General features: G+C 62.4%; 12 protein-coding genes and 1 pseudogene. 5 read left to right on the top strand and 8 right to left on the bottom strand.

Going from position 1 to position 12776, the window contains the following annotated elements; all coding sequences use genetic code 11:
• Position 1: 1 nt before the first annotated feature.
• The 4 genes and pseudogenes from AC097P_RS02020 to AC097P_RS02005 all read right to left on the bottom strand — a co-directional run bounded on the left by AC097P_RS02020 (position 2) and on the right by AC097P_RS02005 (position 2714).
• Positions 2-769 (bottom strand): type III pantothenate kinase, encoded by a 768-nt coding sequence (locus AC097P_RS02020; RefSeq protein WP_479608691.1) that lies wholly within the window; start codon positions 767-769, stop codon positions 2-4.
• Between the two features lie 6 nt (positions 770-775).
• Positions 776-1258, bottom strand: coding sequence for a rhodanese-like domain-containing protein (locus tag AC097P_RS02015; protein ID WP_479609456.1), 483 nt, complete (start codon positions 1256-1258; stop codon positions 776-778).
• Positions 1259-1396: 138 nt separating this feature from the next.
• Positions 1397-1897, bottom strand: a pseudogene (locus AC097P_RS02010) (MBL fold metallo-hydrolase); the annotation flags it as partial.
• Between the two features lie 205 nt (positions 1898-2102).
• Complete coding sequence (locus AC097P_RS02005) at positions 2103-2714, bottom strand: chalcone isomerase family protein (RefSeq protein ID WP_479608690.1); 612 nt, start codon at positions 2712-2714, stop codon at positions 2103-2105.
• A gap of 356 nt (positions 2715-3070) precedes the next feature.
• Here AC097P_RS02005 and icmF point away from each other — a divergent pair, with 356 nt between their 5' ends.
• Positions 3071-6451, top strand: coding sequence for a fused isobutyryl-CoA mutase/GTPase IcmF (icmF, locus tag AC097P_RS02000; RefSeq protein ID WP_479608689.1), 3381 nt, complete (start codon positions 3071-3073; stop codon positions 6449-6451).
• A gap of 139 nt (positions 6452-6590) precedes the next feature.
• Here icmF and AC097P_RS01995 read toward each other — a convergent pair whose 3' ends face one another.
• On the bottom strand, positions 6591-6911 hold the full coding sequence (locus tag AC097P_RS01995; RefSeq protein WP_479608688.1) for a hypothetical protein: 321 nt from the start codon (positions 6909-6911) through the stop codon (positions 6591-6593).
• Between the two features lie 292 nt (positions 6912-7203).
• Between AC097P_RS01995 and AC097P_RS01990 the strand changes: the two genes are divergently transcribed.
• Both AC097P_RS01990 and AC097P_RS01985 read left to right on the top strand, forming a co-directional pair.
• Positions 7204-7779, top strand: a complete 576-nt coding sequence (locus AC097P_RS01990) for an RNA polymerase sigma factor (protein WP_479608687.1) — start codon at positions 7204-7206, stop codon at positions 7777-7779.
• 12 nt (positions 7780-7791) lie between these two features.
• Positions 7792-8580 (top strand): anti-sigma factor, encoded by a 789-nt coding sequence (locus AC097P_RS01985; protein ID WP_479608686.1) that lies wholly within the window; start codon positions 7792-7794, stop codon positions 8578-8580.
• A 9-nt stretch (positions 8581-8589) separates the two neighbouring features.
• Here the strand turns inward: AC097P_RS01985 and AC097P_RS01980 are convergent, their stop codons facing one another.
• The 3 genes from AC097P_RS01980 to AC097P_RS01970 are packed head-to-tail and all read right to left on the bottom strand — an operon-like array spanning position 8590 to position 10708.
• The gene (locus AC097P_RS01980; protein WP_479608685.1) at positions 8590-9258 is read right to left on the bottom strand and encodes a cupredoxin domain-containing protein; all 669 of its coding nucleotides are present in this window, start codon (positions 9256-9258) and stop codon (positions 8590-8592) included.
• Between the two features lie 20 nt (positions 9259-9278).
• Positions 9279-9746, bottom strand: a complete 468-nt coding sequence (locus AC097P_RS01975; RefSeq protein ID WP_479608684.1) for a group I truncated hemoglobin — start codon at positions 9744-9746, stop codon at positions 9279-9281.
• A gap of 29 nt (positions 9747-9775) precedes the next feature.
• Positions 9776-10708: a DUF3034 family protein gene (locus AC097P_RS01970; RefSeq protein ID WP_479608683.1), complete on the bottom strand. Its 933-nt coding sequence runs from the start codon at positions 10706-10708 to the stop codon at positions 9776-9778.
• Positions 10709-10896: 188 nt separating this feature from the next.
• Between AC097P_RS01970 and AC097P_RS01965 the strand changes: the two genes are divergently transcribed.
• Positions 10897-11256 carry a DnaJ family domain-containing protein gene (locus AC097P_RS01965; RefSeq protein WP_479608682.1) on the top strand — a complete coding sequence of 120 codons (360 nt, stop codon included), beginning with the start codon at positions 10897-10899 and terminating at the stop codon, positions 11254-11256.
• A gap of 220 nt (positions 11257-11476) precedes the next feature.
• The gene (locus AC097P_RS01960) at positions 11477-12712 is read left to right on the top strand and encodes a thiamine pyrophosphate-dependent enzyme (protein ID WP_479609455.1); all 1236 of its coding nucleotides are present in this window, start codon (positions 11477-11479) and stop codon (positions 12710-12712) included.
• Positions 12713-12776 lie beyond the last annotated feature (64 nt).

The following is a 12776-nucleotide window of genomic DNA, read 5'->3' as shown; positions in this document are numbered from 1 at the left end:
TTTATTTCGGGAACCGCACCGCAGCTAGCTGCAGCAGGCCGTCAAAAATCAGGTTGTCCACCAACTCAAACGGTACCGACATATGCGGCGCCATTTTCCAGCCTGCACCACCCGTCATCACACACATGGGCTCAGCCCCACAATGCTGGCGCACATGCTGCACCATGCGTTCTACAGCACCCGAAATGGCATAGGTGCCACCGCTGGTCAGTGCGTCGCTGGTGTTGGTCGGGAACAAGCTGACCTCACCGGTCGGCACGTGCAAGCCGGCCGTGCCGGACTCCATGGCGCGCAGCATGATGCCGTGGCCCGGCAGGATCAAGCCGCCGAGGAATTTTCCAGTCGCATCGACCGCTTCCACCGTTACCGCGGTTCCCACCATCACCACAACCATGGGGCGGGGCGCCCCGTGCAGCCGCACCCGGTGGTAGGCGCCTATCATCGCGACCCAACGGTCTGATCCCAAGCGCGTAGGGTGGTCGTAGCCGTTGCGCAGGCCGGCTTCGGCCTCGCTGGCCACCACCCACTGCGGCTCAACATCCCACAGTTCCATTTGCTCCTGCAGGCGGCGCTTGACGGCATCGGCCGCCACCACGCAGCCCAAAATATGCAGCGGTGCCGCCAAGCCCTTCCACGCACCTTCGGACAACTTGTCAATGTTTTCCAAAAACTCGGCACCCTGGGCCAGCAATTCGGCATGGGGTCGGGGAGATGCGTACTGCGCCCACTTGAGCCGCGTATTGCCAATATCCAGTGCGAGAAATGTCATGCCCGATTATCCCTGGCGCCAGGGCAGGCCCTGCAGCCGCCAGCCGCCTTTGCGACCGCGTTGGGCGTTGGCATCGGGGTCACCCTCAAAACCCTCCAGGATGTTGTAGGCCTCCAGTCCCAACGCGGTGGCGCGTTTGGCAGCAGCCACGGACCGCACGCCGCTGCGGCACAGCAGCAGTACTTTCTTGCCGACTGGCACCGCGGCGCACAGCTCCGCGTCGAAACTCGGGTTCATCACCATGCCCGGCCACTGCTTCCAGGCCACGGCGACCGCGCCAGGTACAAAGCCCACCCACTCGCGCTCGGCGTCAGTGCGCACATCCACCAGCACGGCATCACCCGCCTGCCACCACGCGTAGCCCTCGGCAGCCTGCACGTCGCCTGCGTAACCTGCGTAATCGGCGGCAGGGCGGGGGGCAGACGGCCCGCTGCTGCCCGCGTCCTGGCGCACGCCCGAACTCTGGTTGGCTGGCACGGCCTCGTCCATGCGTGTGGGCTTGGGCAGGTTCAGCGTGTTCATCACCGCAGTGAAATCCTCCAGGCTTCTGCCCGCCACGCGCACATTGCAGCTGCGCTCGGTGGCAATCGTCGAGTGGGTGCGCCCTTGGTAATCATGTCCCGGCCACACCGTGGTTTCGTCGGGCAGTTTGAACAACACCTCGGTCAGCGAGTGGTACAGGGCCTCGGCGCTGCCGGACTGGAAGTCAGTGCGGCCACAACCGTTGATCAACAGGGTATCGCCCGTAAACACATGGTTGCGCCACACGAAACTCATGCTGCCAGCGGTGTGCCCTGGCGTGTGCAGGGCCAATAGCGTCTCCCGGCCGAAACGCAGCAGGTCGCCATCCACCATCTGCAGCGCCGCAGTGCTGATGCCGCAGGCCTGCGGCGCGGCGGTTTGGGCCCCGGTGTGCTCGGCCAGCAGGCTGGCGGCGGTGATGTGGTCGGCGTGGGTGTGGGTCTCTACCGTCCAGCGCAGTTTGAGTCCGTATTGGCTCAGCACAGCCAGATCGCGCTCCACCTGCTGGTCCACTGGGTCGATGATGACGGCGTCGCGCGTTGCCTCGTCAAAGATCACGTAGGTGTAGGTGCTGGACGCAGTGTCGAAAAGTTGCAGGGGGTGCATGGCATTCTTCCGAAGGGCTGGCGAACCAAGCGTTCGCCCAAAGGAGTGCCACTGTAATGCAATTCACAACCCCGCCGCGGCCGCATGGCGACCCGCACAACGGCGGAGCGTGGGGGCAACAATTTCCCGCCGGGCCGCCCCAAGGGAAATTAGCCCCCTCGGGGGGCAGCGACCCGCGCAGCGGCGGAGCGTGGGGGCCATGTCTTCAGATGGGCTGGCCCAACAGAGCCTGCTTCAGCGCGGGGTCTGCGGGGTGCTCGCCCAGCCAGATGCCCATCATGGCTTTGAACAGGCGTGGATTGGCAAACGTTTGCGTAATCGGAGTTTTGTGCGCCCGGCTGCGCAGCGTCAGCGTGGTGCCGGCGGCGGGGTGCGCGTCGATTTCAAAGCTGTCGCCTGCAGACAGTTTGCCCTGCTCGCTGAGCAGGACGCCGATATCGAATATCTCGGATACCAGGGTCATCAGATCATCGTCGGTGGCGTTGGCGACAAGCCCCTCCGTGAGCAGATTTCCCATTTGGGCTGCTGTGACATCGTGCAACATGACCATGCGGAATTGCGTGGTACCGCTGTTCTGCAAGATATCAGCCGGGTTGGCGGTTTTGTGCTCCAGGTACAGCTTCGCCATGTAGAGATCAGACCTGGCATCGTGGCGAACGCCTGTGCCATTGAGCAGGAGCGGTGCTCGGGCAGCTTGTGCGGGTGTGGCGGCACCCACGGCATCCATCGCCAGGGCGGGTTGATGGGCCGAGACCAAGGCTGCGGTGAAGCAGACCGTGGCAGCTGCGACGTGATTTTTCAAAAAGCGGAATTTCATATGTGCCTTTCATCCAACAAGCAATATCGCTCTGAAAACTGTACCAAGCAGGAGACCGCAAATATAGAGAGCTCGCACTCGCCGCCTTATGAAGAGTCGCGCGGTGCACCAAGGTCGAGCGACCAGAACCATCAGTGGCGTGATAAATGTCACATCCTTGCACCAACGGGTATCACCAAACGGTGCCTGCGAGGCTGCCGCCACGCCTTTGTGCACCGCCGTGGGTGGGGAGATCTGCCTAGAACTGCGCTTTGAAATGTCGCATCCGGGAGACAGAAAAATCGTTTAAAGTTGACGTTTACGTAAACGTCAACTGCGCCGCACCGACAGGCCCAGTGATTCAGGAGCATCCCCACATGTCTGACCTCTCCGCAGAAGCCAAAGCCCTGGCCAACTACCGCCCCACGCACAAAGTGCGGTTTGTGACCGCTGCCAGCCTGTTTGATGGACACGACGCTGCGATCAACATCATGCGACGCATCCTGCAGGGTATGGGCGCGGAGGTCATCCACCTGGGGCACAACCGCAGTGTGGACGAGGTGGTGACTGCTGCGTTGCAAGAAGACGCGCAGGGCATTGCGATCAGCTCTTACCAGGGCGGGCATGTCGAATACTTCAAGTACATGGTCGATCTGCTCAAAGCACGTGGCGGCGCCCACATCCAGGTGTTCGGCGGTGGTGGTGGCGTCATTGTGCCCAGCGAGATTGCTGAGCTGCAAAGCTATGGCGTGACCCGCATCTACAGCCCCGAAGATGGCCAGCGCATGGGGCTGGCCGGCATGATTGGCGAGATGGTGATGCGCTGCGACAAAGACCTGACCGGCTTTGCTCCTGCTACGTTGGAGGCCATTGCGGGTCACACCACAGAATCCTGGCGCGCGCTGGCGCAACTGATCACCGGACTGGAGGCCTCCCAGGGAAAACACCCGCTAGCCCTCGAATTACGGGCTTGTGCTGCTACAAAAAAGATACCGGTACTGGGTATCACCGGCACCGGCGGCGCTGGCAAATCTTCGCTGACCGACGAGCTGATCCGCCGCCTGCGGCTGGATCTGGGCGATACCTTGCGCCTGGCCGTCATCTCCATCGACCCGTCGCGCCGCAAGAGTGGCGGCGCGCTGTTGGGTGACCGCATCCGCATGAATGCCATTAGTCCTTGGTCGGTCAAGGTCCCCACGCTCCCCTCTGCGAGTGGTTCGCTGCCCCCCGAGGGGGCTGGTATCGCCTTGGGGCGGCCCGGCGGCGACACCGGTGAGCGCGTCTTCATGCGTTCGTTGGCCACACGCGATTTTGGTTCGGAGATCAGCCAGGCTTTGCCCGACGTGATCGCCGCCTGCAAGGTGGCGGGCTTCGATGCCATCATCGTCGAGACCTCGGGCATAGGCCAGGGCGACGCTGCCATTGTGCCGCTGGTCGATATTCCGATGTACGTGATGACGCCCGAATTTGGCGCGGCCAGCCAGCTGGAAAAGATCGACATGCTGGACTTCGCCGAGTTTGTGGCCATCAACAAGTTCGACCGCAAGGGCGCCAGCGACGCGCTGCGCGATGTGGCCAAGCAGGTGCAGCGCAACAAAGAGGCCTGGACCACGCCGCCGGACCAGATGCCGGTGTTCGGCACCATGGCCGCGCGTTTCAACGACGACGGTGTGACCGCGCTGTACCAGGCGCTGTTGCCGCGTTTGCAAGCGCTGGGTCTGCAGGCAACGGCCGTTGGCGTGTTGCCCCGGGTGGACGTGCGCCACAGCAGCAACCAGACGCCGATCGTCCCCGCAGCCCGTACGCGTTACCTGGCCGAGATCACGGACACCGTGCGCGGCTACAAGCAGCATGCCCGCAGCCAGGCCCGCCTGGCGCGCGAAATCCAGCAACTGCGGGCAGCGGCCAAGATGCTTGAAGTAGGCAAGCCAGACAAGGCCCGTGCGTCTGAGGCGGCCATCGACCTGGCCCTGCAGCGCGAAGAAACGCAAGACCCGTCCGCCCGCAAGCTGGTCACCCAATGGCCCGAGATGCAACGCGCCTACGCCGGCGACGAATACGTCGTCAAGATCCGCGACAAGGAACTGCGCACGGCACTAACCACCAAGTCGCTCAGCGGCACCACGATACGCAAGGTGGCGCTGCCCACCTACGAAGACCACGGGGAAATTCTGAAGTGGCTGATGCTGGACAACGTGCCCGGCAGCTACCCTTACACAGCCGGCACCTTTGCCTTCAAACGCGAGGGGGAGGACCCCACCCGCATGTTTGCCGGCGAAGGTGATGCCTTCCGCACCAACACCCGCTTCAAGCTATTGAGTAGCGGCATGGCGGCCAAGCGCTTGAGCACCGCGTTTGATTCGGTCACGCTGTACGGCAACGACCCCGATCCGCGCCCGGACATCTACGGCAAGGTGGGCAACAGCGGCGTCTCCATCGCCACGCTGGACGACATGAAGGTGCTGTACGGCGGCTTTGATCTGTGCAGCCCCAGCACCAGCGTGTCCATGACCATCAACGGCCCCGCGCCGTCGATCCTGGCCATGTTCATGAACACGGCCATTGACCAGAACCTGGAAAAATTCAAGGCCGACAACGGCCGCGAACCCACGGACACCGAGAGCCAGAAGATCCGTGAATGGGTGCTGGCCAATGTGCGTGGCACCGTGCAGGCGGACATTTTGAAAGAAGACCAGGGCCAGAACACCTGCATCTTCTCCACCGAGTTTTCGTTGAAGGTCATGGGCGACATCGCCGAGTATTTTGTGCACCACAACGTGCGCAATTTCTACAGCGTGTCCATCAGCGGGTACCACATTGCCGAGGCCGGTGCCAACCCCATCAGCCAGCTGGCATTCACACTGTCCAATGGTTTTACGCTGGTCGAAGCCTACTTGGCGCGCGGCATGCACATCGATGACTTTGCGCCCAACCTGTCGTTCTTCTTCAGCAACGGCATGGACCCTGAATACACGGTCATGGGCCGTGTGGCGCGCCGCATCTGGGCCGTGGCGATGAAGGAAAAGTATGGTGCCAACGAGCGCAGCCAAAAGCTCAAGTACCACATCCAGACAAGCGGGCGCAGCCTGCACGCACAGGAGATCCAGTTCAATGACATCCGTACCACGTTGCAGGCGCTGATTGCGATTTACGACAACTGCAACAGCCTGCACACCAACGCGTTTGACGAAGCCATCACCACGCCGACCGAAGACTCCGTGCGCCGCGCGATGGCCATCCAGCTCATCATCAACCGCGAGTGGGGCCTGGCCAAGAACGAGAACCCCAATCAGGGCTCATTCATTATCGAAGAGCTTACCGAGCTGGTCGAAGAAGCTGTGCTGTCCGAGTTCAATGCGATCGCAGACCGCGGCGGCGTGCTGGGCGCGATGGAGACTGGCTACCAGCGCGGCAAGATCCAGGACGAGAGCATGACCTACGAGATGCTCAAGCACACCGGCGAGCTGCCCATCATCGGCGTCAACACCTTCCGCAACCCGCATGGCGACCAGGTCATGGACAAGCTGGAGCTGGCGCGCTCCACCGACGAGGAAAAGCAAAGCCAGCTCAAGCGTTTGGCCGAGTTCCACGCCACGCATGCGGCCGAATCCCCTGCGGTGCTGAAGCGCCTGCAGCAGGCCGTCATCGACAACAAGAATGTGTTCGAGGTGTTGATGGACGCGGTGCGCGTCTGCTCGCTAGGGCAGATCACCAATGCGCTATTTGAAGTGGGCGGCCAGTACCGGCGCAGTATGTAGGTGCAGGGCCGGGGGTTGGAGTCAAATCAGGCCCTAGCCCTCGCCGGATGAGCGTAAGCAGCTATGAAATCCATAGCGGGCGGCGCAATTGACGCGCAACCTGGGTACAGATGGGGAGGGGGCGAGGGAGCCGGGCAATTCAAGCGGTGGCTACCGCCAGCACCACAAAGCATCCCACGCCCAGAATAGCCAGTCCAACCGCCACTGACGACACAATCGCAAGAACCGCAGCCCTCCAAGGCGTCCGACCACCCGCGACCCAACGGCCGCTGAGCCGGTGCGCCATCCCCACGCTGCCCACGAGTGCCAGTACCACCAGCAGCAGGTTGCCTCCCAACACGATGCCGCCCCGGCTGCTGTTGAGGCCGTTGCTACCAATAAGCCAGGCAAACATCCAGAACGCGCCGAAGACGAGCATCGCGCTCCCGGTGATCCATCCTGCCCAACGCGCTGCCTGCATGCTGTGTCTCCTGTGACTGTGTAACGGTTAATTGTGCCGTGGGCCGGGTGGGAACCACGCCCCTGGTTGTGGCCTGGACGCTATCGATTGAATCCAACAGGCGATCCGCTGCGTATTCAGTAGGTACGCAATGTCCTGCCACCCGTATACAAAGGGAGTATTCACCATGTATTTGTCTTCCAGCCCGCGCGGGGCAAGCGTAAACAGCTACGTATACGATAGCGACTTCTTCAAGACCCTGGGTGCGTCCTTCTTCGCGAGCCGTCCCCGCGCCTTCGTTCACAATGTGGATATGAATACTGACAATAGCGACGCCTTGCTCATAGCTTTGTTGGAGCGCATAGCCCAGCAAGACGATGCGGCCCTTAAAGTTTTGTACCGGCAATGCGCACCCAAGCTGTACGGCCTGGCGGTTCGTGTAGTAACCAATCGTGAGTGGGCCGAGGATGTGCTCCAGGAGGCTTTCTTGTCGATCTGGCGCTCCGCACCGGACTACCGTGCGTCATTGAGCCCCCCGATGGCCTGGATGGGCCTGATCGTTCGCAGCCGTGGGCTGGACCTGTTGCGCCGGCGTGCCGCCGACCGAAGCCACGTCACCCAGGAGCTGGACGAGGTGTTGGCCGACACACTTGCCGCCGATACGCCTACGCCGATGGACACTGTTCAGGCGAGCGAGCAGGCATGGGCTTTGCACCAGTGCCTGGGCAAGCTGGACAACAAACAACGCGAGGTGGTCAGTCTGGCCTATGTGCGAGACATGAGCCATGGAGAGCTGGCAGAGCAACTGAGCCTGCCGCTGGGTACGGTCAAGACGTGGATACGCCGCGGGTTGGACCAGTTGCGCATGTGCATGGCGCGCTTTGCTTAAGGAGCCGCCGCCATGAACCTTTTACGCAACCCTGAATTACTGGAACGCCTGGCCGGCAGCTATGCGCTGGGCACCTTGCGTGGTGGCGCACGCCGCCGCTTTGAAGCACTGGCGCGCGAGCAGGCACCCGTTCGCGCTGCTGCACTGATTTGGCAAAGCCGCTTGGCCAGCATCACCGAGTTGCAACCGCAGGTGCAGCCCGACGCTGTTGTCTGGACGCGCATCCACAATCTGGTGCAAGGTGAAAAGACCAGCTCAGCACAGGCGGCCGTACGCGCCCAGGCGGCGGCCCCTCAAGCCACCGGCCTGGCCGCGTGGCTGCGCAGCTTGACGCTGTGGCGTACTGCCACGGCAGTCGGTGCCTTGGCCACCGTGGCGGCAGTCACCGTCAGCGTGGGCCAGCGTCAGGAGTTCGGGGGCGAGATTGCCCGCCTGCAAAACCAGCTGCTTGCGGCACCGCAAATTGAATATGTGGCGGTGCTGGCCGATGACAAAGCAGCCGCCTCCATGCTGGTCACCTTTGACCCCAAGGCCAAGAAACTGACTTTGCAACGCGTGGGTTCCTTTGAAGAGGCGGGCGATCGATCACTGCAGCTGTGGGCATTGCCGCCTAGCGGTGGTCCCAAGTCGCTCGGCGTGCTGGGCCGCGACAAGCTGCTGCGCCTGACCGCCGGCGAGCGTGATGTGCGTGAGGTTCCTACCTTGGCTATCAGCCTGGAGCCCAAGGGTGGCGTGCCCAGCGAAACGGGCCCCACTGGGCCCGTACTCTTCAAGGGTGCTTTGATCCAGAAGATGCTGTAGGCGGCAGCTTCAGACCCGGCGGCGCCGGGGCACCACGTCGAGTTGAACGGTCAGCTTGGCCGGGGCCGCGCCGACCACCAGGCTCTGCGCCGGCTTCTCCACCACCTGGATGGGGTGCCAAACCTTGACGGAGGCGGTTCCATCAGGCACATCCTCGATCACAGCCACGCCGTTGGCCTCGGTCTTCACTGTCCAGGGTGATTCGGCTACGTACACGTGGCCGCTCATCGACCCGTGGATAAAGCAGCCCAGCAGCACAGCACCGGTTGCGCCCGGCTTGTCCAGTGTCACCACCGCCGAGCTGGCGGGCTTTCCCTCGGTCTTGCCTTCTAGCCGCAGCGAAGTGCCTTCCGCACTATTGGCAGCCGTGGCACTAGCGGTTGCGCCCGGCACGGTCAGGCGTACATGGTGGTCCCAGGCGTCATTGTTGGTAAAGCGCACCTTGGCGCCCACACCCACGACGGACACATTTGGCGCAAACTGCATTTTTTCCTGGTTGACGGTTGCGCTCAGCGGCAGCGTCTTTTTGGGCGTGCCCGGGGCGCTGGGTTGCACAACGACAACCGCATCGGCCATGGGCTTGCCGTCCCGGTCCAGCACCAGCACTTCCAGAGTGCCGGCGTGCGCCAGGCCGCTCAACAGCGCGAGAACGCCGACACCTGCCGCGTATTTCGTCATAACAGTGGGCATGTCGCGGCTCACTTCACGGTAATCACGTCGCGGTGCATCGGCGCCAATGCCGCGAGCAACTGATTTTGGGCGCCAAATGCAATGCCCTGCGCATCCATGGCGCGTTGCAACACCTCGACCAGCGCGTTGAAGTCACTCTTGGTGATGTCCAGGTTGCCGTGTGCGGTCTTCATGTCGGCACCCTTGTAGACGCAGGGGCCGCCCATGACCACGCAGAACTGGTCGACCAGCTGCTCTTTGACGCGCTGCTGGTTGGCGGTTTTGAAATGCGGGCCGGTACGCGGGTCGGCTAGCAGGCGAACCATGAAGTCGTCCATCAGCTTGACCAGACCAGCTTTGCCGCCAAAGGTATCGAACAAGGCGCTGTTGGCGGCCGCGGGTGCAGACGCCGTGGCTTGCGCAGCGGCGGGCAACGCTATGCAGGCAGTCGTGGCCAGCACCAGGGTAGAAATAAGGGAGGGGAAGAATTTTTTCATGGGAGTCTCTAGGTGAAAGTGGGTTCGCTTCAGAATGCCAGCTGTGCCGACAGGTAGTAGCCGCTCTGGTTGCGCGCAGCCGTCACGCCGGGCACGATGCGGCCCAGGTCGGCATAGGCCAGCGTCACCGACACGTTCTTGTTGGGCGCCCAGGCGACAAACACGTCTTTCCACGCGTCTTCAGCCAGGCCCTTGCCCAAGCCAGCCGCTTGGCCCAAGTCTTCCAGGTTGTTGGGCTTGGCGCGGTATTCGGCGCCGACAGCCCAGTTCTTGCTCAGCAGGTAAGCGACGGACACCTCGGGCACCCACGAGCGATCGTCCTTGCCCGGCGCTGCAGAGCCAAAGCCCAGCAGACCGTTCTGGTTGGCGTTGGTGTTACGCAGCGTGGCATTGACCAAGATACCTTGGGCCAAAAACAGCTTGGTGGCGTTCACGTAAAAGTCTGTGCCATTGGTCTTGGTGCCCAGGAAGTTGAAGACCGAACTCAATGAGCCTGGGCTTACCGACTTGTATTCCAGCCCCACAGCGATCTGCGGCATCAGCGAATCGCTGTCCAGCACGGCATCGCCCGCCACTTTGACCTTGACACCGAACACGTCCATCATGATGTGCTGACCGGGTGTCACGCCAAAGGGCGCAACGCCGTTGAGTGCAATTGCGGGCGATGCATCAAAGTCCTGCCGGGCCAGTGACAGCTCCACGCGGTCGTAGAGGCCAACCGCAGCGCCATAGGCGGTCAGGCCGAAGTCTTGCGTTGTCGTGCGGGTCACGAAGGCTGAGCCGCCGATTTCTCCGGCGGTAGCGTTGCTACCAATGACCGCCCAGGGCGTCAGGCCCCCGCCGGCCGCGCCGTCAATGGAGCTGACGCCACCGGTCAGCAAGAGTTTGCCGGTGTCGGCGTGGGCCAGGTTGCAGCCGAGCCCAGCGGCACCGATGAGTAAAGCTGTCGTGAGTGTTTTCATGCGTGGTGTCCAAAGGTAGAGATGAAAGGCCAGCCAGCCACCGTGGCGCAATGCAATCGTGGCATGCCATGGCTTATACGCGCCCCGGCGGCGACTGGATTCAACTATATTTGTAATATTTGCAAAAAAGTGTATGCCGGCAATAGTCCCTGCGTTTCGTTGGTCTATTTCTGTGTCAGCATCTATTCATGAATATAGAAGAGCGTAAACGCGAGAACGCAATCCGGCTGGTAGAGGACCATATCGGCCGCCACCTCGCCCAGAGCGAAAAGACCGGCGAGCTGCAGGCCGCCCCCAGTTTTGGCAAGCCGCTGGACTATGGTGATGGTTACTTCGAGACGCCCGAGGCCCTGCGCATGGGCTTCAAGCTGCTGAAGGACGGAGGCTATGTGCCCCCCGAGGTGGAGTTGATGCAAGAGATAGAGGCGCTGCGCTGCGCCCTGGACGAGCAGCCCGACGCTTCGGACGCCGCCGCCCGGCGCCAGCGCCTGGCCGACCTGCGGCAAAAGCTCAGCATGCAACTGGAGCAGCTGCGCAGCACGTTGTAGCGGCTGCCGGCCCCCCGCGTCCGGCCCCCAATCGTGAAAATTTACTGTGCGGTGCATCCGGTAAAGCCGACAAGCCGCGGTATGCTCCTGACCGCATGCAAACCCCATGGTGATCCTGTGGGGTTTGCGGTATTGTCAGACTGAGCTTGGCTACCCGCCAAACGTTCAGTCCACCCTTGAAAAATGCTGCAGGACACGATCTTGCAAGGAGTAAATGCATATGGCACCGTACGAGCCGTTACGTCTGCATGTGCCGGAGCCCACGGGGCGACCGGGACACGACACGGACTTTTCCTACCTTCCCCTGTCTGAAGCTGGCGCCGTGCGCCGACCCCCGGTCGACGAACAGGCTGCGCAGACCAGCGACCTGGCCTTCACGCTGATTCGCGTGCTGGACAAGGACGGCAACGCCGTCGGTCCCTGGGCCCCGGACCTGGACGTGGCCGCGCTGCGCAAGGGTTTGCGCGCCATGGTCAAGACCCGCGCCTTTGATGCCCGCATGCAGATTGCGCAGCGGCAAAAGAAGATGTCCTTCTATATGTTGTCGCTAGGTGAAGAGGCCATCTCCTGCGCCCACGCCATGGCGCTGACGGATGGCGACATGTGTTTCCCCACCTACCGCCAGCAGGGCCTGTTACTCGCCCGTGACGACTGCAATATGGTGGAGATGATCTGCCAGCTGTTCTCCAACCAGAACGACCCGCTCAAAGGCCGTCAGCTGCCGGTCATGTATTCGAGCAAGAAGCAGGGCTTCTTCTCCATCTCCGGCAACCTGGCCACGCAGGTCATCCAGGCCGTGGGCTGGGCCATGGCATCGGCCATCAAGGGCGACACCAAGGTCGCATCGAGCTGGATTGGCGATGGCGCCACCGCCGAGGCCGATTTCCACACCGGCGTCACCTTTGCGCATGTGTACCGCGCACCGGTGATCCTGAACGTGGTCAACAACCAGTGGGCCATTTCCACCTTCCAGGCCATTGCCGGGGGTGAAGGCACAACCTTCGCCGCACGTGGCGTGGGCAGCGGCATTGCGTCGCTGCGCGTCGATGGCAACGACTACCTGGCCGTGTACGCCGCGTCCCAATGGGCGCTGGAGCGTGCACGCCGCAACCTGGGGCCGACGCTGATCGAGTGGGTCACCTACCGCGCCGGCCCGCACTCCACATCCGACGACCCCAGCAAATACCGGCCCGCCAACGATCCGGCCCGTTTCCCGCTGGGTGACCCGATTGCCCGTCTGAAGCAGCATTTGATCAAGCTCGGCGCGTGGACCGATGCCGAGCACGATGCCATGCAAAAGGAACTGGAAGCCGAAGTGACCGCCGCGCAAAAAGAAGCCGAACGCTACGGCACGCTGGCCGATGGCATGGTGCGCAGCCCGGCCGAAATGTTTGAAGACGTCTACAAGGACATGCCTGCGCACCTGCGCCAGCAGCGCCAGGAGCTGGGGATATGAGCATGGACAACGACAACACCACAACAACAACCATGAACGCCACTATTGTTGGAGCGGACAAGAC

The sequence above is a fragment of the Rhodoferax sp. ZS1R8 genome, assembly GCF_056521325.1.
The sequence above is the reverse complement of the archived record's forward strand: the minus strand, read 5'-3'. Positions and strand labels throughout refer to the sequence as shown.

Bases quoted from the DNA above. Each gene is read 5' to 3' on its own strand.
- AC097P_RS01965 (WP_479608682.1), top strand. From the start codon at position 10,897: ATGAATATAGAAGAGCGTAAACGCGAGAACGCAATCCGGCTGGTAGAG.
- AC097P_RS02005 (WP_479608690.1), bottom strand. From the start codon at position 2,714: ATGAAATTCCGCTTTTTGAAAAATCACGTCGCAGCTGCCACGGTCTGC.
- AC097P_RS01980 (WP_479608685.1), bottom strand. From the start codon at position 9,258: ATGACGAAATACGCGGCAGGTGTCGGCGTTCTCGCGCTGTTGAGCGGC.
- AC097P_RS01975 (WP_479608684.1), bottom strand. From the start codon at position 9,746: ATGAAAAAATTCTTCCCCTCCCTTATTTCTACCCTGGTGCTGGCCACG.
- icmF (WP_479608689.1), top strand. From the start codon at position 3,071: ATGTCTGACCTCTCCGCAGAAGCCAAAGCCCTGGCCAACTACCGCCCC.
- AC097P_RS01985 (WP_479608686.1), top strand. From the start codon at position 7,792: ATGAACCTTTTACGCAACCCTGAATTACTGGAACGCCTGGCCGGCAGC.
- AC097P_RS02020 (WP_479608691.1), bottom strand. From the start codon at position 769: ATGACATTTCTCGCACTGGATATTGGCAATACGCGGCTCAAGTGGGCG.
- AC097P_RS01995 (WP_479608688.1), bottom strand. From the start codon at position 6,911: ATGCAGGCAGCGCGTTGGGCAGGATGGATCACCGGGAGCGCGATGCTC.
- AC097P_RS02015 (WP_479609456.1), bottom strand. From the start codon at position 1,258: ATGGACGAGGCCGTGCCAGCCAACCAGAGTTCGGGCGTGCGCCAGGAC.
- AC097P_RS01990 (WP_479608687.1), top strand. From the start codon at position 7,204: ATGAATACTGACAATAGCGACGCCTTGCTCATAGCTTTGTTGGAGCGC.
- AC097P_RS01960 (WP_479609455.1), top strand. From the start codon at position 11,477: ATGGCACCGTACGAGCCGTTACGTCTGCATGTGCCGGAGCCCACGGGG.
- AC097P_RS01970 (WP_479608683.1), bottom strand. From the start codon at position 10,708: ATGAAAACACTCACGACAGCTTTACTCATCGGTGCCGCTGGGCTCGGC.